This is a genomic window from Roseibium aggregatum (genome assembly GCF_017309185.1).
GTDB classification, from domain to species: Bacteria; Pseudomonadota; Alphaproteobacteria; order Rhizobiales; family Stappiaceae; genus Roseibium; species Roseibium aggregatum_B.
On the sequence record NZ_JAEKJZ010000006.1, the window covers coordinates 328404 to 350629 of the forward strand.

General features: G+C 62.4%; 21 protein-coding genes and 1 tRNA gene. 11 read left to right on the forward strand and 11 right to left on the reverse strand.

Going from position 1 to position 22226, the window contains the following annotated elements; translation table 11 throughout:
• Positions 1-8 precede the first annotated feature (8 nt).
• Genes JF539_RS23455 through JF539_RS23470 form a run of 4 tightly spaced genes read right to left on the reverse strand, consistent with a single transcriptional unit; the run spans position 9 to position 2951 of the window.
• The gene (locus tag JF539_RS23455; RefSeq protein WP_209017530.1) at positions 9-860 is read right to left on the reverse strand and encodes a quinoprotein dehydrogenase-associated SoxYZ-like carrier; all 852 of its coding nucleotides are present in this window, start codon (positions 858-860) and stop codon (positions 9-11) included.
• Positions 833-1786, reverse strand: coding sequence for a YncE family protein (locus JF539_RS23460; RefSeq protein ID WP_209017531.1), 954 nt, complete (start codon positions 1784-1786; stop codon positions 833-835). The genes JF539_RS23455 and JF539_RS23460 overlap by 28 nt, the downstream gene beginning before the upstream one ends.
• A gap of 25 nt (positions 1787-1811) precedes the next feature.
• Positions 1812-2351, reverse strand: coding sequence for an SRPBCC family protein (locus JF539_RS23465; protein ID WP_207143175.1), 540 nt, complete (start codon positions 2349-2351; stop codon positions 1812-1814).
• Between the two features lie 12 nt (positions 2352-2363).
• Positions 2364-2951: a DUF3280 domain-containing protein gene (locus JF539_RS23470; RefSeq protein WP_236042620.1), complete on the reverse strand. Its 588-nt coding sequence runs from the start codon at positions 2949-2951 to the stop codon at positions 2364-2366.
• A gap of 75 nt (positions 2952-3026) precedes the next feature.
• On the opposite strand from JF539_RS23470, the gene JF539_RS23475 reads away from it, so the two are divergent.
• The 8 genes from JF539_RS23475 (at position 3027) to gfa (ending at position 10013) form a co-directional block, all read left to right on the forward strand.
• The gene (locus tag JF539_RS23475) at positions 3027-4208 is read left to right on the forward strand and encodes an ABC transporter substrate-binding protein (protein WP_207143176.1); all 1182 of its coding nucleotides are present in this window, start codon (positions 3027-3029) and stop codon (positions 4206-4208) included.
• Between the two features lie 11 nt (positions 4209-4219).
• Entirely contained in the window at positions 4220-5191 is a 972-nt protein-coding gene (locus tag JF539_RS23480; protein WP_207143177.1) for a YVTN family beta-propeller repeat protein, read from the forward strand.
• A gap of 129 nt (positions 5192-5320) precedes the next feature.
• The gene (locus JF539_RS23485) at positions 5321-6295 is read left to right on the forward strand and encodes an ABC transporter substrate-binding protein (protein WP_236042621.1); all 975 of its coding nucleotides are present in this window, start codon (positions 5321-5323) and stop codon (positions 6293-6295) included.
• 16 nt (positions 6296-6311) lie between these two features.
• On the forward strand, positions 6312-7049 hold the full coding sequence (locus JF539_RS23490) for an ABC transporter permease (RefSeq protein ID WP_207143302.1): 738 nt from the start codon (positions 6312-6314) through the stop codon (positions 7047-7049).
• Complete coding sequence (locus JF539_RS23495) at positions 7046-7675, forward strand: ABC transporter ATP-binding protein (protein WP_207143178.1); 630 nt, start codon at positions 7046-7048, stop codon at positions 7673-7675. Before JF539_RS23490 ends, JF539_RS23495 begins: the two co-directional genes overlap by 4 nt.
• Positions 7672-8406, forward strand: a complete 735-nt coding sequence (locus tag JF539_RS23500) for an ABC transporter ATP-binding protein (protein WP_207143179.1) — start codon at positions 7672-7674, stop codon at positions 8404-8406. The genes JF539_RS23495 and JF539_RS23500 overlap by 4 nt, the downstream gene beginning before the upstream one ends.
• Positions 8403-9197 (forward strand): ABC transporter permease, encoded by a 795-nt coding sequence (locus tag JF539_RS23505; protein WP_207143180.1) that lies wholly within the window; start codon positions 8403-8405, stop codon positions 9195-9197. The genes JF539_RS23500 and JF539_RS23505 overlap by 4 nt, the downstream gene beginning before the upstream one ends.
• Before the next feature lie 246 nt (positions 9198-9443).
• Positions 9444-10013 (forward strand): S-(hydroxymethyl)glutathione synthase, encoded by a 570-nt coding sequence (gfa, locus tag JF539_RS23510; RefSeq protein ID WP_209017532.1) that lies wholly within the window; start codon positions 9444-9446, stop codon positions 10011-10013.
• 236 nt (positions 10014-10249) lie between these two features.
• Here gfa and JF539_RS23515 read toward each other — a convergent pair.
• Positions 10250-10326: transfer RNA gene (locus JF539_RS23515), tRNA-Arg, on the reverse strand.
• A 550-nt stretch (positions 10327-10876) separates the two neighbouring features.
• Here JF539_RS23515 and JF539_RS23520 point away from each other — a divergent pair.
• Both JF539_RS23520 and JF539_RS23525 read left to right on the forward strand, forming a co-directional pair.
• Complete coding sequence (locus tag JF539_RS23520) at positions 10877-11776, forward strand: thermonuclease family protein (protein WP_207143181.1); 900 nt, start codon at positions 10877-10879, stop codon at positions 11774-11776.
• A gap of 144 nt (positions 11777-11920) precedes the next feature.
• Positions 11921-13369: a M48 family metalloprotease gene (locus tag JF539_RS23525; protein ID WP_207143304.1), complete on the forward strand. Its 1449-nt coding sequence runs from the start codon at positions 11921-11923 to the stop codon at positions 13367-13369.
• Here the strand turns inward: JF539_RS23525 and JF539_RS23530 are convergent.
• The gene (locus JF539_RS23530) at positions 13350-14423 is read right to left on the reverse strand and encodes a helix-turn-helix domain-containing protein (RefSeq protein WP_207143182.1); all 1074 of its coding nucleotides are present in this window, start codon (positions 14421-14423) and stop codon (positions 13350-13352) included. The genes JF539_RS23525 and JF539_RS23530 overlap by 20 nt on opposite strands.
• A 141-nt stretch (positions 14424-14564) precedes the next feature.
• On the opposite strand from JF539_RS23530, the gene JF539_RS23535 reads away from it, so the two are divergent.
• Positions 14565-15593 (forward strand): alpha/beta hydrolase family protein, encoded by a 1029-nt coding sequence (locus tag JF539_RS23535; protein WP_207143183.1) that lies wholly within the window; start codon positions 14565-14567, stop codon positions 15591-15593.
• Between the two features lie 101 nt (positions 15594-15694).
• Here the strand turns inward: JF539_RS23535 and JF539_RS23540 are convergent, their stop codons facing one another.
• The 5 genes from JF539_RS23540 to JF539_RS23560 all read right to left on the reverse strand — a co-directional run bounded on the left by JF539_RS23540 (position 15695) and on the right by JF539_RS23560 (position 21979).
• Entirely contained in the window at positions 15695-16558 is an 864-nt protein-coding gene (locus JF539_RS23540) for an RNA polymerase factor sigma-32 (RefSeq protein ID WP_207143184.1), read from the reverse strand.
• 192 nt (positions 16559-16750) lie between these two features.
• Entirely contained in the window at positions 16751-17341 is a 591-nt protein-coding gene (locus tag JF539_RS23545) for a CarD family transcriptional regulator (protein WP_207143185.1), read from the reverse strand.
• 454 nt (positions 17342-17795) lie between these two features.
• Complete coding sequence (gene fdxA / locus JF539_RS23550; protein WP_207143186.1) at positions 17796-18128, reverse strand: ferredoxin FdxA; 333 nt, start codon at positions 18126-18128, stop codon at positions 17796-17798.
• Positions 18129-18371: 243 nt separating this feature from the next.
• On the reverse strand, positions 18372-18737 hold the full coding sequence (locus JF539_RS23555) for an RNA-binding S4 domain-containing protein (RefSeq protein WP_207143305.1): 366 nt from the start codon (positions 18735-18737) through the stop codon (positions 18372-18374).
• Positions 18738-18772: 35 nt separating this feature from the next.
• A complete protein-coding gene (locus tag JF539_RS23560; protein WP_207143187.1) occupies positions 18773-21979 on the reverse strand; it encodes a helicase-related protein in 3207 nt (1068 codons plus the stop codon).
• Positions 21980-22226 lie beyond the last annotated feature (247 nt).

Here is a 22226-nt window from a genome sequence, read left to right on the forward strand (position 1 = left end):
ATGGCTTCTCAGTAATCGGCCAGCACCCGCTCTACCTCCGACGTCGTCCCGTCAGTGTCGGTCAATTGAGCCCTTACGCGTTTCGTGCCTGTCGGGACCGTTACGGTGACTTGAGGGTTTTCACTCAGCGAAATACTGCCCGTCATGGTGACAAAAGGGGCGCCGTTCAGGTCGATGTCCAGGGTCTCGACGTAGCGCATAGGGATGTAAAGCAGTGAAATCTGGTCCCTTTGCATCCCGGAGTGGCTCGGGTGGCTCATCTTGACGTCGAGCGCGAGATCATTCGGCCGGCCTGCGCGCAGGTTCCGGACCAAACTGGCGGCATCCTCACGAGGTCTGAGGACCAGTTCCATCTGACCGAGGGTGGCGAGCGCTTTCTCCGGATCGGTACCCGGAGGCGCTGCACAGGCCCCCTGACCGGAGGTCTTGACGAAGGTCTCCGCAACGAACAACTGGCCGTTTTCCAGCTCACCGACCACGTGAACAGGCGTTGCGCCGTTGAAGCGCATGGTCGCGGCAAATTCAAATGTGGCAAGCGGCTGGGCGAAACTCAGCTCGGCGGAGACCGGCATCGGATTTTCGTCCAGGATCAGGTGCAAACCCTTGAATGCGTGCCCTTCCGGCGCGGCCAGGCGAACGACCAGATCGGTACGGGCATCGTTGCCGGTCCGGTAAGGGGCGTCGATGCTGATCACGTCATCGGAAACAGCGAGGAAGCGGTCGCCGAACAGTTCCGAGCGCAGGCCCGGCCAACTGGCTTCGGCCGAAGCCGCAGGAACGGAATAAAGCGCTGCGAGGACGAGGGCGGCGGCGGCCGGACGGATCAAGGATTTCATTGGCTGCTTGGCGCTTCCTGACATGGCACATCTCCCTTTGGAAACTCATGTATGAACCTTCCGACCGCGCGTGGACCGTCGCCGGTCCCGATCTCGCCGACAACGTCGAGCGACGCGGGATCGATCAGGCTGACCGTGTTGGAAAACCAGTTTGCCAGGACGATCATGCTGCCGTCGGGTGTCACGTCGATCCCCTCGGGCGCTTCGCCGACCTCTAGGGTTTCTGTGCGGTTGAAATCGGACAGCCGGTAGACGCTTACGGTGTCCGCATACTGGTCGGTGGCGAAAGCCTGTCCGCCGGCGAAGGCTATGCCGTAGGGGCGTTCGCCAACCGGCACCGTGGCAGTGACGGTCGCGGTTAGCGGATCGATGATCGAGATGTCGTTCGAGCCGACATTGGCCGCATGGATGCGTCCCTGCGGATCCTCGGCGATACCGAAGGGGCGCTCTCCGACCGTGACGCGGGCGCGAAGCGTTCCGGCAGGCAGCTCGAAGATCGACACCTGATTTGAATCCCGGTCGGCGGAGGCGAGCCAGCTTCCGTCCGCCGCGACCACCAGTCCGGCCGGCGCGCTGCCGGTTTCAAGTTCTCCGATGCGTGAAAGATCCTGCGCATCGAGAACGAAGACGCGGGCGTTGTACCAGTCGGAGACGAAGACGAGACCGGCCCGAGGCGCGGTTGCCACGCCAAGAGGCCCGCCAGGCAACCGGGCTTCCGCGAGGAGCGCACAGCTTGCAAGCGAAAACCGGCGAACGGTCTTGGTTTCGGGGCTTACGGTATAGAAGGCGTCGAATGCGGGGCTGACCGCGATGCCTGCGGGGTTGCCGTCAACCGGAAGCCGGCGGACTTCGCGTCTGCTGTCGATATCGAGAACGCTGACATCGGAACTGGACTGATTGGTGACGTAGGCGAAGGAACCGGCGGCAGCCGGAGCCGCCGCCAGGAGCAAGGTGAGGAAACACCCGGTACCGAATTTACTGTGTTTTCTCAAAACGGGAACCGAGAGCGTCGAGGCCGGCCTTGTAGACGCCCGTGACCGCGGCAATCGCGGCTTCGTCGTTCAGGTTTTCGGGCGGGTCGTTGTTGGGATAGCCACGATAGAACGCGCCGCGCCACTCGATCAGCGATCCGCCACTATCGGTCGGCTTGACCGTCAGGTGCGAGGAGTAATTGGTGACCGGCAGGACCGAGACTTCCACCGCGGTGATCCGGTAGGAATAGCTCCGCTTTTCGTCGCTGTACTTGTAAAGAACTTCCGAAATCGTCGGGCCACCTTCTTCGCCGAGGGTCAGAACCCGTGTGGCATCGATCTCATTGCCGCCTTCCCCGGTGGTTGAAAACACCGCCGGATGCCAGCTCATGTCCTGGAAGTTTCCGATTGCCGCCCAGACTTCGTCGGGCGGGGCCGCGACCTCGGTCGAAAGCGTGATTTTCTGCCGGGTCGGTCCGTGAGCGGAGACTGTTGCCGGAATCAGGCACAGTATGGCGAGCAGTATAAAGCGCAGCGGGCGCATTGAGTTCCTCCCTCATTGTTTGAAAAAATGATTTTTCAGGATGTAGTTCAGGCCGCGCAACCAGCTCTTGTCGGTGTTGCTGCGAATGTCGACGGCGAGCGCGCGTACCATCACGCCGGTTTCCGCCTCGCGCATCACGAGGCTGATTGACAGGATCAGATTGGAGATTTTCCTGATTTCGCCGACGACGACGTAACGGGCGCCAAGCTCCCGCGCCAGCTTGAGTTCGCAATTGTTGCAGCGGGCAGGGTTCTTGATGGCGTCAAGCGCTTCAGCGATGGGCTCGTTGGAAAGAACCGTGAAGCCTTCCTGGGAAAGCCGGTCTCTCAGCGCCGTATTCAGGAGCTGGACACGAGCCGTCTGGTCGTCGCGCGCGCCATTATAGGCGCCCTCCGTCGACATATCGACGAAGGAGAAGCCGAGGACCGCGAGCTCGGAGTTTTTTTCCAGGACAGGGTAAGGGGTTCCGTACGCGATCGCGGACCAGAAGACGGCGATTATCGTTGTCAGAACGCGCAACATGAAGGTCAGAATAAGCGCCGGGCAGGGTCCGGCAATAATCCTTAGGTCTCGGTTTTGCTGCACACACAGTGCTGGCATTCTGCTTCTGGAGCAAACCGGTCAGGATAATCCGGGCTCCATAAGATGCTGGGAAGATTGGGAGGTCACCTGGCGATGAGAATTTTGCGGACGCTGTTCGCTGCCTTATGCATGCTGCCGTTCGCGGTCTCCGGAGCGATGTCTCTGGAGGTCAAAAGCGGGGTGATCCGGGTCGACAGAACCAGGCCGTTGCCTGTCTCCAGGCTGGACCTGCCGCCAGAAGATCTCGGCTTTGCCGGAGCGCAACTGGGGCTGGAAGACAATCAGACCACGGGGCGGTTTCTGGGCGTCGATTTCACGCTTGAGACCCGCGCCGTGCCGCCCGAGGAAGCGGCGGCCGCTCTGGAGGACCTGAAGGCGCAGGGCGTCAATCTCGTCGTTGTCATGGCCGATGCCGAAACGCTGCTGGATCTTGCCGGGCGGGCCGGACCGGAAGTTCTCCTCCTGAATGCGCGTGCGCCCGACGCTGTGCTCAGAAACGAGGCTTGCCGCGCCAATTTGTTGCATGTGGCTCCGAGCCGGGCGATGCGGACCGATGCGCTGATGCAATATCTCGTCTGGAAGAAGTGGCCGCGCCTGTTTCTGATCCACGGCTCCCATCCCGAAGATCGCCTTCTGGCGGAGAGCTACCGCGCGTCCGCCAGAAAATTCGGGGCGAAGATTGTCGAGGAACGGGAGTTCGTCGACACGGGCGGTGCCCGGCGGACAGATACCGGGCACGTCCAGGTTCAGCGCCAGATGCCGGTTTTCACCCAGCGGGCGGAGGAGCACGATGTGATCGTCGCGGCCGATGAATCCGACGTGTTCGCCGCGCACCTCCCCTATCACGCGTGGGACGCGCGCCCGGTTGTCGGGTCGGGGGGGCTTCTTCCGGTCACCTGGCATGCGGCCCACGAGGCCTGGGGGGCGACGCAGTTTCAACGCCGTTTCGAGCGTTTGACGGGACGGTCCATGCGCGAAGAGGATTATCAGGTCTGGCTTGCCCTGAGGATTATCGGCGAAGCGGTGACCCGCACCGGCAAGGGCGACCCGGCTTCGCTGCGGGCCTATGCCTTGTCGGACCAGTTTGAACTCGCGGCGTTCAAGGGGCAGAAGGTGACCTTCCGGCCCTGGAACGGCCAATTGCGTCAGCCGATTCTGCTCGGCAATCGCCACGTCACGGTTTCGGTGTCGCCACAGGACGGGTTCCTGCATCAGAATTCACAACTCGACACGTTGGGGACCGACCGTCCAGAAACGACGTGCGGTGCCTTCTAGGGAGACATTTCATGAAAACAGCCTGGCTGATCCTGCCGGCCCTTCTGGCAAGCGCGACCCCGTCTTTCGCCAACAAGGTCTTCGTCACCAACGAGCGCGGCAACACCGTCACGGTGCTCGACAGCGACAGCTGGGAGGTGATCGGCGAATTCCCGGCGGGCAACAGGCCGCGCGGGATTACCATCAGCCCGGACGGAAAGGAACTCTACGTCTGCGCCTCCGACGACGACACGGTGCGCGTCTTTGATCCCGAGACCTACGAGGAACTGCACACGCTGCCGTCCGGCCCCGATCCGGAACTCTTTGTCCTGCACCCTTCCGGAAATCCGCTCTATATCGCCAACGAGGACGACAACCTCGTCACCGTGGTCGATACAAAGACCCGGCAGGTGCTGGCCGAGGTGCCGGTGGGCGTCGAGCCGGAAGGCATGGCGATCCACCCGACCGGAAAATACTTCATCAACACCTCCGAAACGACCAACATGGCGCATTTCATCGACAGCGCCAGTTACGACATCACCGACAACATACTGGTCGACCAGCGTCCGCGTTACGCGGAGTTCTCGACGGACGGAAACAAGCTTTATGTCAGCGCGGAAATCGGCGGCACGGTGACCGTGATCGATACGTCGAGCGAGGCCCCGGCCATTATCGACAAGATTTCGTTCGAGGTTCCGGGCGTGCAGCCGGAATGGCTTCAGCCGGTCGGGGTGAAGGCCACGGCGGACGGGTCGCGCGTCTTCGTGGCGCTCGGACCGGCGAACCGCGTCGCGGTGATCGACGGAGCCACGGACGAGGTGCTCGAGTATCTCCTCGTCGGGCAACGCGTCTGGCAGATGGCCTTCACGCCGGGAGAGGAATTCCTCATCACGACCAACGGCAACTCCAACGATGTCAGCATCATAGATGTGAAGGACGAGAAGGTGATCCGTTCGGTTCAGGTGGGCGAGCAACCCTGGGGGGTCGTCGTCGCACCGGACTGAGCCGGTGGCCTCGAGACTTGAGAAGCGGTCGCCGACACCGTATCGGCAGAGGACCCGGACCGGCGAACGCGTAGCGTGCCCGTTGATCGCACCGGCCCGGTCCTCCAAAGAGAAGAGGGAGGAGAAAAGATGTTGAGACGGATGATTGGCGTCCTTGCCGCCGGCCTTGTCACGTTCAGCTTCATGCCTGCTGGGGCCGAAGACCTGCCGAAACTGCGCGGGGCCATGCTGGCGATCGGCACCGTGAACTGGGAAATTTCTACGATCAAGCAAAACGGGTTCGACACCGACAACGGGTTTGAACTGGTGGTCCAGGATTATGCCGACAACGGCGCGACGCGGGTGGCGCTGGAAGGCGGTGAGGCGGATGTGGCCGTCGCCGACTGGATCTGGGTGGCGCGGCAGCGGGCCGCCGGCAAGGACTATGTGTTCATTCCCTATTCGCGCGCGGTCGGCGGACTGGTCGTCAAGGCCGACAGCGGCATCGAGAAACTTCCCGATCTCGCCGGCAAGAAGATCGGCATCGCGGGCGGTCCGGTGGACAAGAGCTGGCTGATCCTGCGCGCCTATGCCCAAAAGACATACGGCATGGACCTGAAGGCGGAAACCGAGCAGGTGTTCGGCGCGCCGCCGCTGATCTTCAAGACCGCCCTGCAGGGCGAGACGGCCGGCGCCATCAACTTCTGGCATTTCCTCGCCAAGATGAAAGCGAACGGCATGCGCGAGCTGGTCTCCGTATCGGATGCCGCCGCCGACCTCGGCCTCGACCCGGACACGCCGCTGCTCGGCTATGTTCTGAAAGGCAGCTACGTGGCGGAGCATCCGGACGTCGCGCGGGGCCTGCAGAACGCCTCGCGCGCCGCCAAGGATCTGCTGATGCGGGACGACGAGGTCTGGGAGGGCCTGCGCGCCAAGATGCGGGCGGGCAGCGACGCGGAATTCATCGCCCTGCGCGAAGGGTTTCGTGAAGGGATCCCGAATGGCGATCCGGTCGATGAGGCCGCGGCGGACCGCTTTCTGCAGCTGATGGCGGAGCTCGGCGGGGAGAAGCTTGTCGGCAAGGCAACGCGCCTCCCGGAGGGACTGTTCATCCACTTTGACTGACATCCTTCAAAAGCCGATGGCCGTTCGTATCCTGTCATTGGCGTCACTTTTTCTGTTCTGGATTTGCGCGGCGGTGCTGATGGACGATCCATCGGTGCTGCCGCAGCCCTGGGCTTTGGCAGGTCCCTTCGCCGCGTCCTTCGCGTCGGGCGAATTGCCCTATCATCTCGCCATGACCCTCTGGCGCGTCGTCTGGGCTTTTTTCCTGGCCATGAGTATCGGGATCGCGATCGGCTATGTCATGGGCCGGTTTCCGGCAATCGACCGCTGGCTCGATCCATGGCTCGTCGTGTTTCTCAACCTTCCGGCCCTGGTGCTGATCGTCCTGTGCTATCTGTGGATCGGACTGAACGACGTTGCCGCCATCACCGCGGTGGTTTTGAACAAGATCCCGAATGTCGCAACGGTGGTGCGCGAAGGCGCGCGGGCGCTCGATCCGCAGCTCTCGGCCATGGCACAGGTGTTTCGCATGCGGACCCTTGCCCGGCTGCGCCATGTGGTGCTGCCTCAACTGGCGCCCTTCATTGTCGCGGCCGCCCGCTCCGGAATCGCGGTGATCTGGAAGATCGTGCTGGTGGTCGAGTTCCTGGGCCGCTCGAACGGGGTCGGATTTCAGATCCACCTGTATTTCCAGCAGTTCGACGTTGCCATGGTGCTGGTCTATTCGCTGTCCTTCATCGCGGTAATGCTCGCGGTCGAATGGCTGTTCCTGCAGCCGGTCGAGCGGAGCGTGCGGCGCTGGAGGAGCGCATGATCCGGGTCGATGTGAAGAGCAAGCGGTTCGGCGCCGAGGCCGTCTTGAGCGGTATAGGATTCACGCTTGAGCAGGGCGAGACCCTGGCCATTCTCGGCCCCTCCGGCATCGGCAAGTCGACGCTGCTCCGCCTGATTGCCGGCATCGACCGGGATTATGAGGGAACGATCGAACGTCCGGACAATATGGCGATGGTGTTTCAGGAGCCGGTGCTGCTTCCCTGGCGTTGCGCGCTGGACAACGTTACGCTGGTCCATCCCGGAATCGGTGAAAGTGCGGCGCTGGCGGCGCTGGAGCGGGTCGGCATCGCGGAAAAGGCGAAGCAGTATCCGGGGCAGTTGTCGCTCGGCCAGCAGCGACGCCTGGCGCTGGCGCGCGCCTTCGCCGGGCGGCCGGACCTGCTGGTGATGGACGAACCCTTCGTGTCGCTCGACGCGGTGACAGGCGAGGAGATGGTTGCTCTGACGGAAAACCTGATTGGCGAGACGCGGCCGGCAACGATCCTGGTCACCCATTCGGAAGACGAGGCGCGCCGTCTGGCCGGCCGGATAATCCGGCTCGACGGTCAGCCTGCGACAATCTCGGAGGACCGGACCGTGACGGACAAAGGGAAGGGAGCGTTGTGACCGGACTGGAGCTTTCCGATGTCAGCTACAGCTATGCCGCGACCGGGCGCAAGGCGCTGGACGGCGTACGTTTTTCGGTGGAGCCGGGCCGGTTCTGCGCGCTGCTTGGCCCGAACGGCGCGGGCAAGTCGACGCTCTACGCCCTGTTGACGCGGCTGATCGTGGCGCCGCAAGGGCGCATATCCGTGGCAGGATACGATCTTGCCCGCGCGCCGCGCGCGGCCCTGGCGCGTATCGGCGTCGTCTTTCAGCAGCCGACGCTCGATCTCGACATGACGGTGAGGCGCAACATGAGTTACTTCGCCGGATTGCACGGCCTGTCCGGACGCGACGCGGCGGTGGCGATCGACGCGGCCCTGGACCGGTTGGCGATGCTGGAGCGGGCCGGGGAAAAGGTCCGGGCGCTCAATGGCGGCCACCGGCGGCGCATGGAGATCGCCCGGGCGCTCATTCACAAGCCCGAGGTCCTGCTGCTGGACGAACCCACGGTCGGTCTCGATGCCGCCGCGCGGCGCGCCATCACCGCCCATGTGCACGAGCTCGCCGAAACCGGGCCGGCAGTGCTCTGGGCCACCCATCTGGTCGACGAGATCGGTCCGCAGGACCGGGTCGTGGTGCTGCACAGAGGCAAGGTGCTGGTGGAAGGCGGGGCGGCGGAGATCGCGAGCGGCAGTACGTTGAGCGACCGCTTCATCGAGATGACCGGCGCGCACGAAGAGGTACCGGCATGAAGGCCTGGATGACCGCGCTTTGGGCAATCGTCTTGCGCGAGGCCTTGCGCTTCGCCTCGCAGCGTGGCCGGTTCCTGGCCGCTCTGGTGCGCCCGCTTGTCTGGCTTGTCGTCTTCGCGGCGGGATTTCGCGCGGCGCTCGGCCTGTCGATCATTCCGCCGTATCAGACCTACATCACTTACGAGGTCTATATCGTTCCAGGCCTGTGCGGCATGATCCAGCTCTTCAACGGCATGCAGTCCTCGCTGTCGCTGGTCTACGATCAGGAAATGGGTTCCATGAGGCTGTTGCTGACATCGCCCTTTCCGCGCTGGTGGCTGCTTTTTTCGAAACTCCTGGCGGGCGTCGCGGTGTCGATCCTGCAGGTCGCCGTCTTTCTGGCGATCGCCGCCGCGCTCGGGATCGAGCTGCCGCTCCTGGGTTATTTTGCCGTCCTGCCGGCGCTGATCGTGACGGGGCTGATGCTGGGGGCGCTCGGGCTGCTGATTTCCTCGACCATCCGCCAGCTAGAGAATTTCGCCGGCGTGATGAATTTCGTCATCTTCCCGATGTTCTTCCTGTCGTCGGCGCTCTATCCCTTGTGGAAGATGCAGGAAAGCTCCGCGCTCCTGCGCGATATCTGCGCGGTCAATCCCTTCACCCACGCCGTGGAACTGATCCGCTTCGCGCTTTACGGCCAGATGAACTGGATGGCGCTCCTTTGGGTCGTCGTCGCCTTCGCCGTGTGCATGCTCGGCGCGCTTTGGGGCTACGATCCGGAACGCACGATGATGCGCCGTAAAGCGCGCTGATACTACTCGAAAAGCTTTTAAGCTTTGTAATAACATTACATAGATTCCAGCAAAAACCGGCCTGAAGAGCCGGAAACCGAGACCTTTCTCTGTATTGGCTCAAATGGAAATTGTCCCAATACTTGGCTGGTAAGGCGAGGCTGGAGCATCGTGCGTTCAACAGACCGCACGAAGATGCTCGACCATCACGGATACGATCAATCAAACGTTGACCTGGAGCCTCGTTTCAAAAGCGGAGGAACTTCAATGATCAGTCTGCATCCTGCCATCGATAACGGTTTCCCGGCCGCCAAGCCCGGCTTTGCCGGTGGCACGCTGAAATGCCACTGTGCGACGAACCCGGTCACCGTAGAGGTTGGCGCGCAAACGGCCCATAACCATGCCTGCGGCTGCACCAAATGCTGGAAGCCGGCGGGCGCGACCTTCTCGCAGATCGCCGTGGTCGACCGCAATAAGGTCAAAGTCACCTCGGGCGCGGAAAAGCTCTATGTGGTCGATCCCAGCGCGGCGATCCAGCGCCATGCGTGCAAGGACTGCGGCGTTCACATGTTCGGGCGAATCGAAAACCAGGAACATCCCTTCTACGGCCTCGATTTCGTCCACACGGAACTGAGCGACGACGACGGCTGGTCGCCCCCGGAATTCGCGGCTTTCGTCTCCTCCGTCATCGAAAGCGGCGTCAAGCCGGAGCAGATGCCGGAAATCCGCGCACGGCTCAAGGGCCTCGGTCTGGAGCCCTACGACGCCCTGTCACCGCCCCTGATGGACGCGATCGCAACCCATGTCGCCAAGAAAAGCGGAGCTCTGGCCGCCTGATGGGGCCGGCCCGAGACGGGCCTGGCCCGGCTGCGGGGGGCAGCCGGCCGGCGCCCGGATCTTCCGAACTGAAATGGCCCGGCGGGGTATCGCCGGGCCATGGTTTATCCGAAAAAAATCGCGTTTTATCGAAATCGCTTTTTGCTGTCTGAGATCAGAGATGGCAACGCGCTGGCCTTGCGTTCTGTCGCGTGAAGCAGGCAAACCGCTTGTCTCGATTAAGTCATTGAAAAGATTGGTGACCCCGACAGGATTCGAACCTGTGACCCTCAGATTAGGAATCTGATGCTCTATCCTGCTGAGCTACGGGGCCTTGATCCGGTCGGATAGCATGATTTGGACGGGATGGCGAGCCCCGGAATTCGGGGGGGCGCAATTGCGTGTGGCACAGCCAAACGCCTTCCCTAATGAAGACCTTTGCAGAATCTGAACGGCAAGGCCGCAGGCAATGCCTCTCGGCCGTCATCCCAGGCCGCAGTAGCACGGAGCAGGGATCGGAGCGCCACAAGCATTTAGTCCTTTCTTATGAAACAACTCAGGGGGTGGGTGGGCTCTCCGATCCCGGATCTCCGCTTCGCTGCGTCCGGGACGACGAAGGAGCGGCCTCCAAAGGGAGCGCTTGCTTGGGGGCGGCTGTAGAGGCTTCCGGCTAAACGCCCTCTCCCCGGGATTTCAGTGCCGGTCCGCTTCGGATTGCGATTTTGACGCATTGTCTTGGACTTGCCTTATTCGCCGCTTAGCTGAAGGATCGAATGTGAATGCTTCCGGCCCGGATCGGGTGGCTGCGGTCTTTTCAGGAGACGGTGGCGCGGTCCGCATGGGCCGCCGGCGAAGCGAACCCGGATAGGCTGAGAGGGCGGTCTGTGTCCACAGGACGCTGGAGACATTTGCAGGGGTGGCACCCGGTCGACGCCTTCTCCGGACGTCCGCGATGGCGCGGACCCGCCAGGCAGGTCCTGCCGTGCACCGTGCTTTGTCTTCTGGTCGGCTGCGGCGATTGTCTCGCGGAAAACGCCGAGGGGATGTCTCCGGAAACGGCCTTTGAGGCCTGCGTGCCGGAGGCCTCGCCAAGAATTGAGGTCGAGGGTCCGGACGACGACGGGGTTTACCGGGAGGCGGCGGGCACGCGTTTTCATCCGGTCGAGCTTCACTGGCCGGGTTCGGATTGGACCGGGCGCGTGAGGCCCGGCGAAGGTCCGGCCCGGTTCGAGGCCGTTCCGCTTGGCCCGGATGACCGCTGGGGACGGGTCCCGAGCTGGATCGTCCGTCTCGAAGGCGGAAAAACCCGGCTTCTTCAGACCGTTCTGCTCGAAGAAGGGCTGGCGATTTACGCGCCCGAGTATGCCTCCGGCGACTGTGCCGAATTGTTGCGGGAGGCCGAACAGGCGGCACGTTTCGGCCGTCGGGGCGTCTGGAAAAACCGGGACGTGCGCCAGGTGTTTTCAACGGCGGCGCCGGACCGGCTGGCGCGGATGACCGGAAACTATGTTATTGCGCGCGGCCGCGTTGTTTCCCTTGGAAAAAGCGGCAGCACCCGCTATCTCAATTTTGGAAAATACTGGAAAACCGATTTCACGGCGACACTCAAGACCTCGGATGAGGAAAGGTTCGACGAGGCCCTTAGCCGAACCGGGTGGCGGATCGGGGACCTGGCGGGAAAGCAGGTGGAGTTGCGTGGCGTGCTGCAGGAGTGGGACGGTCCGCACATCCTGCTTCGTCATCCGGAGCAGCTGAGCGTATTGGAACCCTCCGTGCCGCGGTAAGCGCGGGGAAAGAGCGTTCCGGCAGTTTGGGCGGGCCGGCGCCCGCTTGCGCGGCTTGCGGGAAGCCGGGCGGGATCATGGAACAAAGGACAGGACGTGGCGGTCAGAACGGCTAGGACATTCGGGGAAACAGCGCGCTTTGCCGTGAAGCGCGGCTGGCTGCGCGCGCTCGCCGTTGCCGGGCTGGCCTTGCTGACCGCATCCTGCCAGCTGCTTGGAGACGGAGCGACCATCGGAACGGTGGTTCCCGGAACGCTCAGGCCCAATCTTGCCAACGACATCGGCGCGCGCGAGCATCCGCGCGTGGTCGCCACCTATGGCGGCGTCTACAACGATCCCGGAGCGGAGCGGGCGGTGGCCAGCGTGGTCGGCCGTCTGGTCGCGGCGTCCGATGACCCCTCGCAAAGCTACAAGATCACCATTTTGAACTCTCCGGCCATCAATGCCTTCGCGCTTCCCGGGGGATATCTTTATGTGACCCGCGGATTGCTGGCGCTTGCCAACGACACGTCCGAAGTGGCCGCTGTTCTGGCGCATGAGATGGCTCATGTGACCGCCAATCACGCCATAAAGCGCCAGCAGCGGGCGGAGGCCAAGGAACTGGCCAACAGGATCGTGACCGACGTGGTGCAGGATTCGGAGGAGGCGCGCAAAGCCATCGTGTCGTCTCAGCTGTCCTTTGCCCGGTTCAGCCAGGTTCAGGAACTGGAAGCCGACGCGATTGGCGTCAAGACGCTGGCCAAGGCGGGTTTCGATCCCTACGCGGCATCCCGGTTCCTGAAGTCCATGGCGGCCTACGCGCGCTATCAGTCGGCGGAAAAGGAAACCCCGTCGGCTCCGGACTTCCTGTCATCGCACCCCTCGACCCCCGAACGGCTGCAGCTCGTGGTCCGCGCTGCCCGTCAGATCGGGGCTCCGGGCATCGGCGAGCGGGACCGGGACCGCTACCTCGGCCAGATCAACGGCATGCTCTACGGCGACGATCCGCTCGAAGGCTTCGTGCGCGGCCGCTCGTTCCTGCACAAGGCGCTCGGTATCGGCTTCACCGTGCCGAAGGGTTACATTCTGGAAAACTCGCCCGAAGCGGTGCTGGCCAGCAACGGCGACGGCACCGCCATCCGCTTCGATGGCGCGGATATCAGCGGCTATTCCAACCTTGTCGACTACATGAATTCCGGCTGGATCAACGGGCTGCTGCCGGCAAGTGTGCGCGACACCACGATCAACGGGTTGCCGGCGGTGACAGGCGCGGCGATCACCCAGGGCTGGTCCTTCCGCATCGCGGTGATCCGCATCGGCCGCACGGGCTACCGGTTCATTTTCGCGAGCCGGTCGCCGAACGAAGGCTTCGTCCATGACTTCCGGGAGACCGCCGACAGCTTCAAGCAGCTGACGCCGACAGAGCGCGCCCGGCTGCGCTCGCTCCGGATCAAGGTCGTCAAGAGCAAGCCCGGCGACACGCCGCGCAAACTCGCCATCGGCATGAGCGGCGTGGAGCCGTCCCGGAGGCTGGAGTTCTTTACCGTGCTTAACGACCTCCCGAAAGACGAGGCCATTCCGGCCGGTACTTCGGTCAAGCTGGTGGTGGATTAGGGCCCGGAGGCGGGGAAAGCCTGGCTGGCCGGGAGGCACTGGCGATTTCCGCGTCGGCCGACCAGGCACTTGGCGTCCTGCCGGTCAGGCGGGAAAACTCCCGATTGAAGTTCGACTTGGTGTTGAAACCGCTTTCGAGCATTGCGGTGGTGACGTTCGCGCCCTCCTCCAGCAGTGCGCATGCGTGCCGGATGCGGTGCGCGTTGATGTAGCGCGAGATGTTTTCGCCCGTGGTCCTGTTGATGGCCGTGGAGAGTTGCTTTGCCGGGACGCCGAGCTTTTGGGCAAATCTGTTCAACGTCAGATCCGGGTCCAGAAAGAGCCGCTTGGTCGTCAGCAGGTCGTCCAGACGCCCGAGGAGATCGAGATCCGCGGTACTGGGGGGCTGTTGCCCGGCTTCGGTGGCGGTGGAGGTCTGCGACGCTCTTTCGAGATCGCGTGCGCACACATTGGGCGACAGGCTCAGCACGCCGATGACGAACAGGGCCGCCGCCGATCCGGCGCTGATGATCTTGTGCGCCCAGTCGGGACTTCCCGAGTTGAACGCATAGGCGATCAACATGTCTGTCATGGCCGAAACCAGAAGCGCCAGCGCGATGGCTGTCCAGATCCGTTGCGGAATTGTACCGGCATCGAGTCTTGCCAGCGGCAAGGCGTCCCGGTGCGCATGCAGACTGACCAGCAAAGCACAGCCGTACCCGAGAAAAACCAGACCGATCACAGGGTCCAGGGTGACGGGGGCGAACAGGACACAGAAGGCCACAAAAGCGGGTCCGAGCATGTGTACCCAGTCCTTTGCCGGCGTTACGGGGCGAAACGACGCGGAAACGAAGGCGAGCCACGCGAGGGGGGGAATGCCGGCCGCCAAGAAAGGTTGCAGTTTGAGTGCGAGGGGCAGGCCGTAATACTGCCCGAGAGCGACGATCAGGTTTTGCAGGGCACAGACCAGCAGCAACGCGGAAAAAAGCACCGGCCGGTTTTTCGCAATCATTGCCTGGGCGAACAGGAATCCCAGAACGAATGCAACAAAAAGAGGAACGGGGAATACAAGCATTTTCAACTCAATCACAAAGCGCGATGGAGACCCGAAATAGGCCGAAAACCCGTTCGAGGCGACCTGAATCCGGTTTTAGGATGCGGTCTGCGGCGGCTTCCTTCAGGTGTGGAATATCCCAATCAAACAGGATGTTCGAACATGAAACACCTTCTATTCGCTTTTTTGCTCTTGGCGTCATCCGCCGCGGCCGCCGGTAACGAGGATCTGGCCGGGTATGACCGTTTCGCTGTTTCGGCCGCCCATCGCCCTGCCTTGCTGCAAGGCTTTGTCTGGTATCCGGCCGGAACGCGGACTTATGCCGGGTTTATCGGGAAGGGGCCGGTCTTCAAGGGCACGAAGGCTCTGGTCGGGGCTGGTGTGAAGGTTGGCCGGTATCCTCTCGTCGTGTTCTCCCATGGCTCCGGCGGCAACGTGGATGCCGTTTCCTGGCTGGGCTCGGCGTTTGCCGCGCAAGGGATCATGGTTGTCGGGGTGAACCATCCCGGATCGACGTCCGGCGATTCGTCGCCGCGCCGGTCGCTGCAGCCTTCGGAACGGGCCGGTGATCTGAGCGCAGCGCTGGATCACCTGCTGGCGGATCCCTATTTCGCCAGGTTCATCGATCCTGACAGGATCGTTGCGCTTGGGTTCTCGCTGGGCGGCGCCACGGTTCTGAACATGGCGGGCGTCACGTTCGATCCGGAGACCTACAAGACTTATTGCGATCTTTTTGGACTGGAACAGGCTGTCGACTGCGCGTTTTTCGTGAAAGGAGATGTCGATCTCACCACGATGGCCGGCGGCCTGAGGGTCAGCGGCAAGGACGAGCGGATCAGCGCTGTCGTTGCCATCGATCCGGGGTTCACCTACGCGGTCCGGCCACAAAGCATCGATCGGGTGGATGTCCCGGTTCAACTGATCAGTCTCGGGAAGGAGTATCTCTGGCCGGCAACAGACGTTGGACCGGAAGGGAGCGGCCTGGTTTCGATGCTGAACAACGTCGACCATGTCTCCCTGTCCCCGGCGCATCATTTCACTTTTCTGGGTGAATGCACGGGGAAGGGCGCGGCGATCCTCGAAGAGGAGCAGGACGATCCGGTCTGCGACGACCCGGCCGGAACGGACCGCGCGGGCATACACGAGCAGATCGTGAAAGCCGCGTCGCGGTTCATTTCACAGCTAAAATAACTGGCAGTCGCCCGCTGCCTGCAGCGGGCGACTGCAGCAAATCGCGTTTTATCGGACCCGCTTTCCGCTGCCTGAGAGCTGAATTTTACGGGGTCCGTACCCTAAACTTGGTAAACCGCCTTGTCCGGCTGGGCGGCCAGGAGTGCCGTCTTCAGCTTTTCCATGGCGCGGCTCTCGATCTGTCGGACACGCTCCTTCGAAATGCCGAGCTTCGCACCAAGCGATTCCAGGGTCGCGCCTTCTTCGGTCAGGCGCCGTTCCCGGACGATTTTCAGCTCACGATCGCTCAAGACCTTCAGCGCCGAGGACAGCCATCTGCGCCGCCGCTCCAGGTCGATGTTGACCGTGACGATCTCGTCCGGCAACGGGGCTTCGGAGACCAGAAAATCCTGCTTGTCGGCGCTGGAGCCGTCGCTGTCGGTGACCGGAGCGTTCAAGGAGGTGTCCGGCCCCGAAAGCCGGGCGTTCATAAGAGCCACGTCGGCCGGTTTGACACCGATTGCATCGGCGATCTTCTGATGCAGCTCGCTGTCCGACAGGGGGGTCTGATTGCTGGACAGTTTGGCCCTCAACCGGCGCAGGTTGAAGAACAACGCTTTCTGCGAAGAGGAAGTGCCGCCCCGGACAATCGACCAGTTGCGCAGGATATAGTCCTGAATCGAGGCCCGGATCCACCAGGTGGCATAGGTGGAAAAGCGCACTTCCCGCTCGGGCTCGAAACGGGCGGCGGCTTCCAGGAGGCCGACATGACCTTCCTGAATAAGGTCGCCGAGCGACAGGCCGAAATTGCGGAAGCGGGAGGCCACGGCAATCACAAGGCGCATGTGAGACAGCGAGAGCTTCTCAAGTGCCTTTTCATCCCGCTCGTGCCGCCATCGAAGGGCGAGATCCAGTTCCTCTTCCCGGGTCAGGTAAGGGGCTTTCATCGCGGCCTGGACAAGATGACGTTTTTCGTTCTGGGACATGATCGACGCTCCGATGCTAATCGGGGAAACTACGTATCGATCTTCAGGTTAGATCACTTCTGCCTTCCGTGGGGGCAGAATTTTGTGCACTTCTGCGTGATGATCGTGTCCGGCGCCCAGGACAAAAAAGAAAAAAAGCCCGGATTTCTCCGGGCTTTTCGATGCGGTATGCCAAAGTTGCAGAGAAGCGCTTCAGGCGGCTTCTTCCTTGTCTTCATCTTCGTCCGCGGCGGCTTCAGCGGCTTCGGCAGCTTTCAGCCGGCTCGGGGACTTGGCCAGGTTCTGCTCGATCTGCTTGGTTGCCTCGGTTTCGGAACACTTGTTCACCGCGGCGATCTCGCGGGCCATGCGGTCCAGAGCGGCTTCGTAAAGCTGACGCTCGGAATAGGACTGCTCCGGCTGGCTTTCCGACCGGTAGAGGTCGCGCACAACCTCGGAGATCGAGATCAGGTCGCCGGAATTGATCTTCGCTTCGTACTCCTGAGCGCGGCGGCTCCACATGGTGCGCTTGACGCGCGGACGGCCGCGAACGGTTTCCAGTGCCTTTTTGACCGCTGCCGGGTCACCCAGTTTGCGCATGCCGACCGAAGCAATCTTTGCAACGGGCACGCGAAGGGTCATTTTGTCCTGTTCAAAAACGATGACGAGCAACTCCAAAGAGTGACCTGCAACGTTTTGTTCTTCAATGGCGGTAATCTGGCCGACACCATGTGCCGGATAAACGATGTACTCTCCCGTTTTGAAACCTTGACGCTGCGCGGTCTTTTTGGTGTTCGTTGCCATTCTCGTATTCTCTCCTGCGCAGTTGTCCGATCCTTTGGACCGGGGACGGACCGCGTTGCGGTCCCCTGTTCTTATGTGACACGCCTCCCGCTGAGCGATCCGTAGTGGAACGCCTGTTGATATACGGCGTGTCAGGGCTGGTCAGTCGTCGATTTCCACTCTAGAACCTTGTTCAGTCATGTGCGCTGCCGGGGCCTCACGCTGCCCGGTTACTTTCGACCCGGGTTGCGTTCTGTCAGACTCCGTTTTGGGGGTTGTTCTCGTGGTTGGCGACTATCTTATATAGATAACACACTTTTGTGGAAAATTAAAGCGGTGTGCTTTTCACTGTGGCGAAAATGCTGCAGGCCCACCCGACTGAGTCGGGCAGGCAGCTGAATTCATTGATTAAATCAGGCGTTTCGTATTTTGAACTATTTTCGCGGCAGACTGTCGCGCCACCTTGGCGAACGAATCAGGCAGGTGGATTCGGCGAAAAGTATTTCTCGAACTTGTTTTCTTTTCCGTCGAATTCTTCCGCGTCGGGCAGGGGATCTTTCTTCTCGGTAATGTTGGGCCATTTCTCCGAGTATTCGGCGTTGAGCTCGATCCATTTTTCGAGGCCCGGTTCCGTGTCCGGTAAAATGGCTTCCGCCGGGCATTCCGGTTCGCATACGCCGCAGTCGATGCATTCGTCTGGGTTGATCACCAGAAAGTTCTCACCTTCGTAAAAACAATCGACGGGGCAGACTTCAACACAGTCGGTGTATTTGCATTTGATGCAGTTGTCTGTGACGACGTAGGTCATCGGTGTCCTCGTTTGCTGCCGCCATCGCCGGTGGTCATTCGTTCAATGGAATGGCACGGGCGCAAGGTCCGGCTGTCGGTGCCATGCCGTATCCACCAGGGGCGCATGACGAAATTCTGTCGTGTGCTGTTGGGTATCGTTTTTGCCCGGCGCGCGCAAGCGCTCAGGATGACGCATTCCGTGGGGAAAAGAGAAAGTTATTCCGTTTTTCGAGCGCTGATGGAAACCGCGTTGGCTTTCGCGTCATGTCTCGCTGCGAAAGGCGTCAAGTTTGCGTCTGTCCCGCTTGGTCGGTCGCCCGGCGCCCGGTTCGCGCTGCCCGGCGGAGGGCGGTGGCGGCGCCGATTTCGGCGGTGGCGGCGGGGACAGGTCCTCGTAGAGTTTGCGGGCTTCCTCGTAGGGGCCGCGCCGGGTCCCCAGCGCGGCGATCTTCAAGACCAGAACCCGGCGTTCAAGGGCGATGGTCAACACGTCACCGGTCTTCACGGTCTTGCTGGCGGAGGAAATCTTGTCCTTGTTTATGCGGACATGGCCCGATGTCGCCAGCTTCTGGGCCAGCGAGCGCGATTTGGTGACCCTGGCGTACCAGAGCCACTTGTCGATACGCAGGCTGCCAACGGCAGCTTGAAGATCGGGTTCCGGGATTATTTCTTGTCCTTGTTGCTCATATCCGCCTTCAGAGCCAGAAGCGCGGCAAAGGGCGAATTCGGGTCGATCGGCTTGTCCCTGGCGGGCTTGTCGCGGCGGCCGCCGCCTTCAAACCCCTTGTGACCGCCCTGAGGACCGCCCCGGCCCCGGTTTTGGCCGCCCTTGCCGCCCTTGCCGTGCCGTTTTTCGCCCTGGCCGCCTTTCGGGTTCTGGCCCTGAGCCTGCCCTCCCTTGCGGTTGTCTCCCCGGCGCTGGTCCGGACGGTTGCGCGGACGGCGGTCATGCCGGCCTGGGCGCCAGATCTCGATGGTGACCGTTTCCATTTCAGTGCCGGCTTCTGCGGCCGGTTCCGCACCGGAGGCTTCAGCAGGCTTTTCGCCTGTGGTTTCAGTGTCGGCCTCGGATGCCTCCGCGGGTGTTTCAGCGGTGGGCTCCGGGCTTGCGGTGACCTCGACGGGGGCCGGTTCCGCAACCGCGGCAAGGGCGCCGCCGGCAGTGTCTGTTTCCGCGGCCTCGGTCGCGACCGCGTCGGCTGCAGCCGTCTCCACCGCTTCCGACGTGTCGGACGTCGCTGGGGACTCAGACTCCGCTTGCGGCTCGGGCGTTGCCTGCGGTTCCGGTCCGGTATCGGTTTCGCCAGCAGTTTCCGGTTCGGTGCCCGCCGCCTCACTGGCCGCTTCGGACGGTGTTTCGCCGTCCTGGGCTTCCACGGGCTTTGCCGCGACGGGGCGCTGGACTTCTTTCGTTTCGAGCCTGTATCCGAGGGATTTCAAAACGGCTGAGAAATCCTCGCCCGCGCAGCCGAGCAGCGAGGTCATGGCGACGGTAACGGTGAACCCGCCTCCCTGTTCGATGGCGCCTTCCGGGGGGGCGACCTCCGCGTCGAGCGGTTTCCAGGCAATCAGCGGCCGGATCAGGTCGGCCAGACGCTCCAGAATATCGACGCGCACGGCTCTCGGACCGCAGACACGGAAGCCGACAACCTTGTAAAGCGCCTTGTCGATGGCCTCGTCCACCGGGATCGAGGTCCGGCCCGAGGCGGAAAGCTGGGGCAGTTCCGCCATGCCCGGCATATCCAGCGTTCCGTGCTTCAAGGCCCAGAGCTGGGCCAGAAGCTGGCTCGGGGCCGGTTTCAACAGGGCCGGTATGAAGACGGTGTAGGCTCCGAAACGGACACCGTGCTTGCGCAGCGAGGCGCGCATGTCCTGGTCGAGCTGGCGGATTTCGTCGGCAGCCTCCTGGCGCTCCAGAATGCCGAGGCCTTCGACGATCCGGAAGGCGATTCCCCGGGCAAGGCCTTCCAGCCCCTCGCCCGCCTTCAGGTCCGCAAGCGGTTTCAGAAGCGTTTCGATCTGCGCCTTGACCCAGAGATCCAGCCTGCTCTGCACGCTGTCCCGCGCCGGCCCGGTGAGATGTTCGTCGGCCAGCAGCAACACGGTCGGCGACAGCACGTCCTCGCCGGAGACCAGTTTGGCAACCGGTTCGCCGCGCCAGCGCAGAACGCCTTCGGAAGTCAGGACGAAGTCGCCGTTTTCCGATTTGCCGAGTTTCTCGGCGCGGGCTTCGATTTCGGTGGTCAGGGCCTTTTGAGCGGCCGCGCGCACGGTCTTGCCGTCCGGCCCCTCGGCTGCCGCATCGGGTGCAAACCGGAAGCCAAGCAGATTCCCGATGTGCTGACCTTCAACGAGCACATCGCCGCTCGATGTAATTTCCGCTTCCAGCATCGCGTTCTCTCTCAAACGTCGCATCAATACACTTGTCCGCCGATCCACGAACCGCTGCGTCAGTCGTTCGTGAAGGGCGTCAGATAGTTTGTCTTCTATGTCGCGTGTCTCCCCTTGCCAGTGGGCCGGATCGGCCAGCCAGTCGGGGCGGTTCGCGACATAAGTCCAGGTCCGGATATGCGCGATCCGGTTCGCGAGAGTGTCGATATCACCATCTGTGCGGTCTGCGAAGGCCAATTGACGCGAGAACCAGTCGTCGGCGATCGCGTTGTCCTGCATCAGATGCGTGTAAATCGTGTCCAAAAGCTCCGCATGGTTCGCCGGTGCGATCTTGCGGTAATCGGGGATCTGACACACGTCCCATAGCAATTCGACCGCTTTTTCGCCCTTTGCCATGCCGGATATTACGGAATCGCGCAATAAATGTTCAAGGGCGGTGATGTCCTCGCCGGTCGGCGCCCTGGCCAGACCTTCTTCTCGCGGGGCGGTATCGAGGCTCGCCCGCAGGCCCTGGGCGGATGAAAAATCCAGCGCACTGTTGCGCCATTGCAGCACCTTCAGGCTGTCGAAATGGTGCGTCTCTATCTGTTCGACGAGGCTGTCGTCCAGCGGATCGACCCGTCCGGTCACGCCGAAGGTGCCGTCCTTCGTGTGCCGTCCGGCGCGTCCGGCGATCTGTCCCATCTCCGAAGCCGTCAGCTGGCGGTACTGGTAGCCGTCATATTTGCGGTTGCCGGCAAAGGCGATGTGGTGGACGTCAAGGTTGAGGCCCATCCCGATGGCATCGGTGGCAACCAGATGATCGACATCGCCGTTCTGGAACAGCTCGACCTGCGCGTTGCGGGTACGCGGGCTAAGGGAGCCGAGCACGACGGCGGCGCCGCCGCGCTGGCGCCGGATCAGTTCCGCGATGGTGTAGACCTCGCTGGAGGAAAAGGCGACGACCGCGGAGCGGGGCGGCAGGCGGGAGACCTTTTTGGCTCCGGCATATTCCAGCATCGACATGCGCGGCCTGGTGATGACATTCAGGCCGGGCAGAAGCTTTTCCAGAAGCGGGCGCACGGTCGCCGCGCCCAGAAGAAGCGTTTCCGACCTGCCGCGCAGGTTCAGGATCCGGTCGGTGAAGACATGGCCCCGATCCAGATCGCCGGCGAGCTGGACCTCGTCGATGGCGACGAATTCGGTGTCGAGATCGAGCGGCATGGCCTCCACGGTGGAGACCCAGAATCGCGGACTGTCGGGAATGATCTTTTCTTCGCCGGTGATCAGGGCGACGCTTTCGGTCCCGGTTCGTTCCGCGATGCGGCCATAGACCTCACGGGCAAGCAGGCGCAGCGGCAGGCCGATCAATCCGGATGGCTGCGCGACCATGCGCTCGATGGCCAGGTGGGTTTTGCCGGTGTTGGTGGGCCCGAGAACCGCCGTCACAGTCCGGGAGCGGGCTGACGGCGGCAGCGGCAAGTTTTGGAGACGGGGCATGGGATCGGGTGCGGTCGGTTTCTTTCGGCTTGCGCCAGACGGAACGGGCTCTCAGTCCATATGTGGTGGGGCGTGTCTAGCACATGCGGTAACGGGATGTCCCATTTCTTTTCGCCGGTCCGCGTTTGCCGGGCACGCGAAAAGTATCTGTGGAGAACGACTCTGGAACAAACCGGAACCGAATCGCTGACTCTCGGCGATTCACGATTTGGTCCATACGAGATATGGTTGGAGGCGGGTGCTTCGC

Excerpts from the sequence above, each read along its gene's own strand:
- JF539_RS23535 (WP_207143183.1), top strand. The coding sequence starts at position 14,565 with ATGAAACACCTTCTATTCGCTTTTTTGCTCTTGGCGTCATCCGCCGCG.
- JF539_RS23480 (WP_207143177.1), top strand. The coding sequence starts at position 4,220 with ATGAAAACAGCCTGGCTGATCCTGCCGGCCCTTCTGGCAAGCGCGACC.
- gfa (WP_209017532.1), top strand. The coding sequence starts at position 9,444 with ATGATCAGTCTGCATCCTGCCATCGATAACGGTTTCCCGGCCGCCAAG.
- JF539_RS23540 (WP_207143184.1), bottom strand. The coding sequence starts at position 16,558 with ATGTCCCAGAACGAAAAACGTCATCTTGTCCAGGCCGCGATGAAAGCC.
- JF539_RS23545 (WP_207143185.1), bottom strand. The coding sequence starts at position 17,341 with ATGGCAACGAACACCAAAAAGACCGCGCAGCGTCAAGGTTTCAAAACG.
- JF539_RS23490 (WP_207143302.1), top strand. The coding sequence starts at position 6,312 with ATGGCCGTTCGTATCCTGTCATTGGCGTCACTTTTTCTGTTCTGGATT.
- fdxA (WP_207143186.1), bottom strand. The coding sequence starts at position 18,128 with ATGACCTACGTCGTCACAGACAACTGCATCAAATGCAAATACACCGAC.
- JF539_RS23560 (WP_207143187.1), bottom strand. The coding sequence starts at position 21,979 with ATGCCCCGTCTCCAAAACTTGCCGCTGCCGCCGTCAGCCCGCTCCCGG.
- JF539_RS23495 (WP_207143178.1), top strand. The coding sequence starts at position 7,046 with ATGATCCGGGTCGATGTGAAGAGCAAGCGGTTCGGCGCCGAGGCCGTC.
- JF539_RS23465 (WP_207143175.1), bottom strand. The coding sequence starts at position 2,351 with ATGCGCCCGCTGCGCTTTATACTGCTCGCCATACTGTGCCTGATTCCG.
- JF539_RS23455 (WP_209017530.1), bottom strand. The coding sequence starts at position 860 with ATGTCAGGAAGCGCCAAGCAGCCAATGAAATCCTTGATCCGTCCGGCC.
- JF539_RS23505 (WP_207143180.1), top strand. The coding sequence starts at position 8,403 with ATGAAGGCCTGGATGACCGCGCTTTGGGCAATCGTCTTGCGCGAGGCC.
- JF539_RS23530 (WP_207143182.1), bottom strand. The coding sequence starts at position 14,423 with ATGCTTGTATTCCCCGTTCCTCTTTTTGTTGCATTCGTTCTGGGATTC.
- JF539_RS23475 (WP_207143176.1), top strand. The coding sequence starts at position 3,027 with ATGAGAATTTTGCGGACGCTGTTCGCTGCCTTATGCATGCTGCCGTTC.
- JF539_RS23485 (WP_236042621.1), top strand. The coding sequence starts at position 5,321 with ATGTTGAGACGGATGATTGGCGTCCTTGCCGCCGGCCTTGTCACGTTC.
- JF539_RS23470 (WP_236042620.1), bottom strand. The coding sequence starts at position 2,951 with ATGCCAGCACTGTGTGTGCAGCAAAACCGAGACCTAAGGATTATTGCC.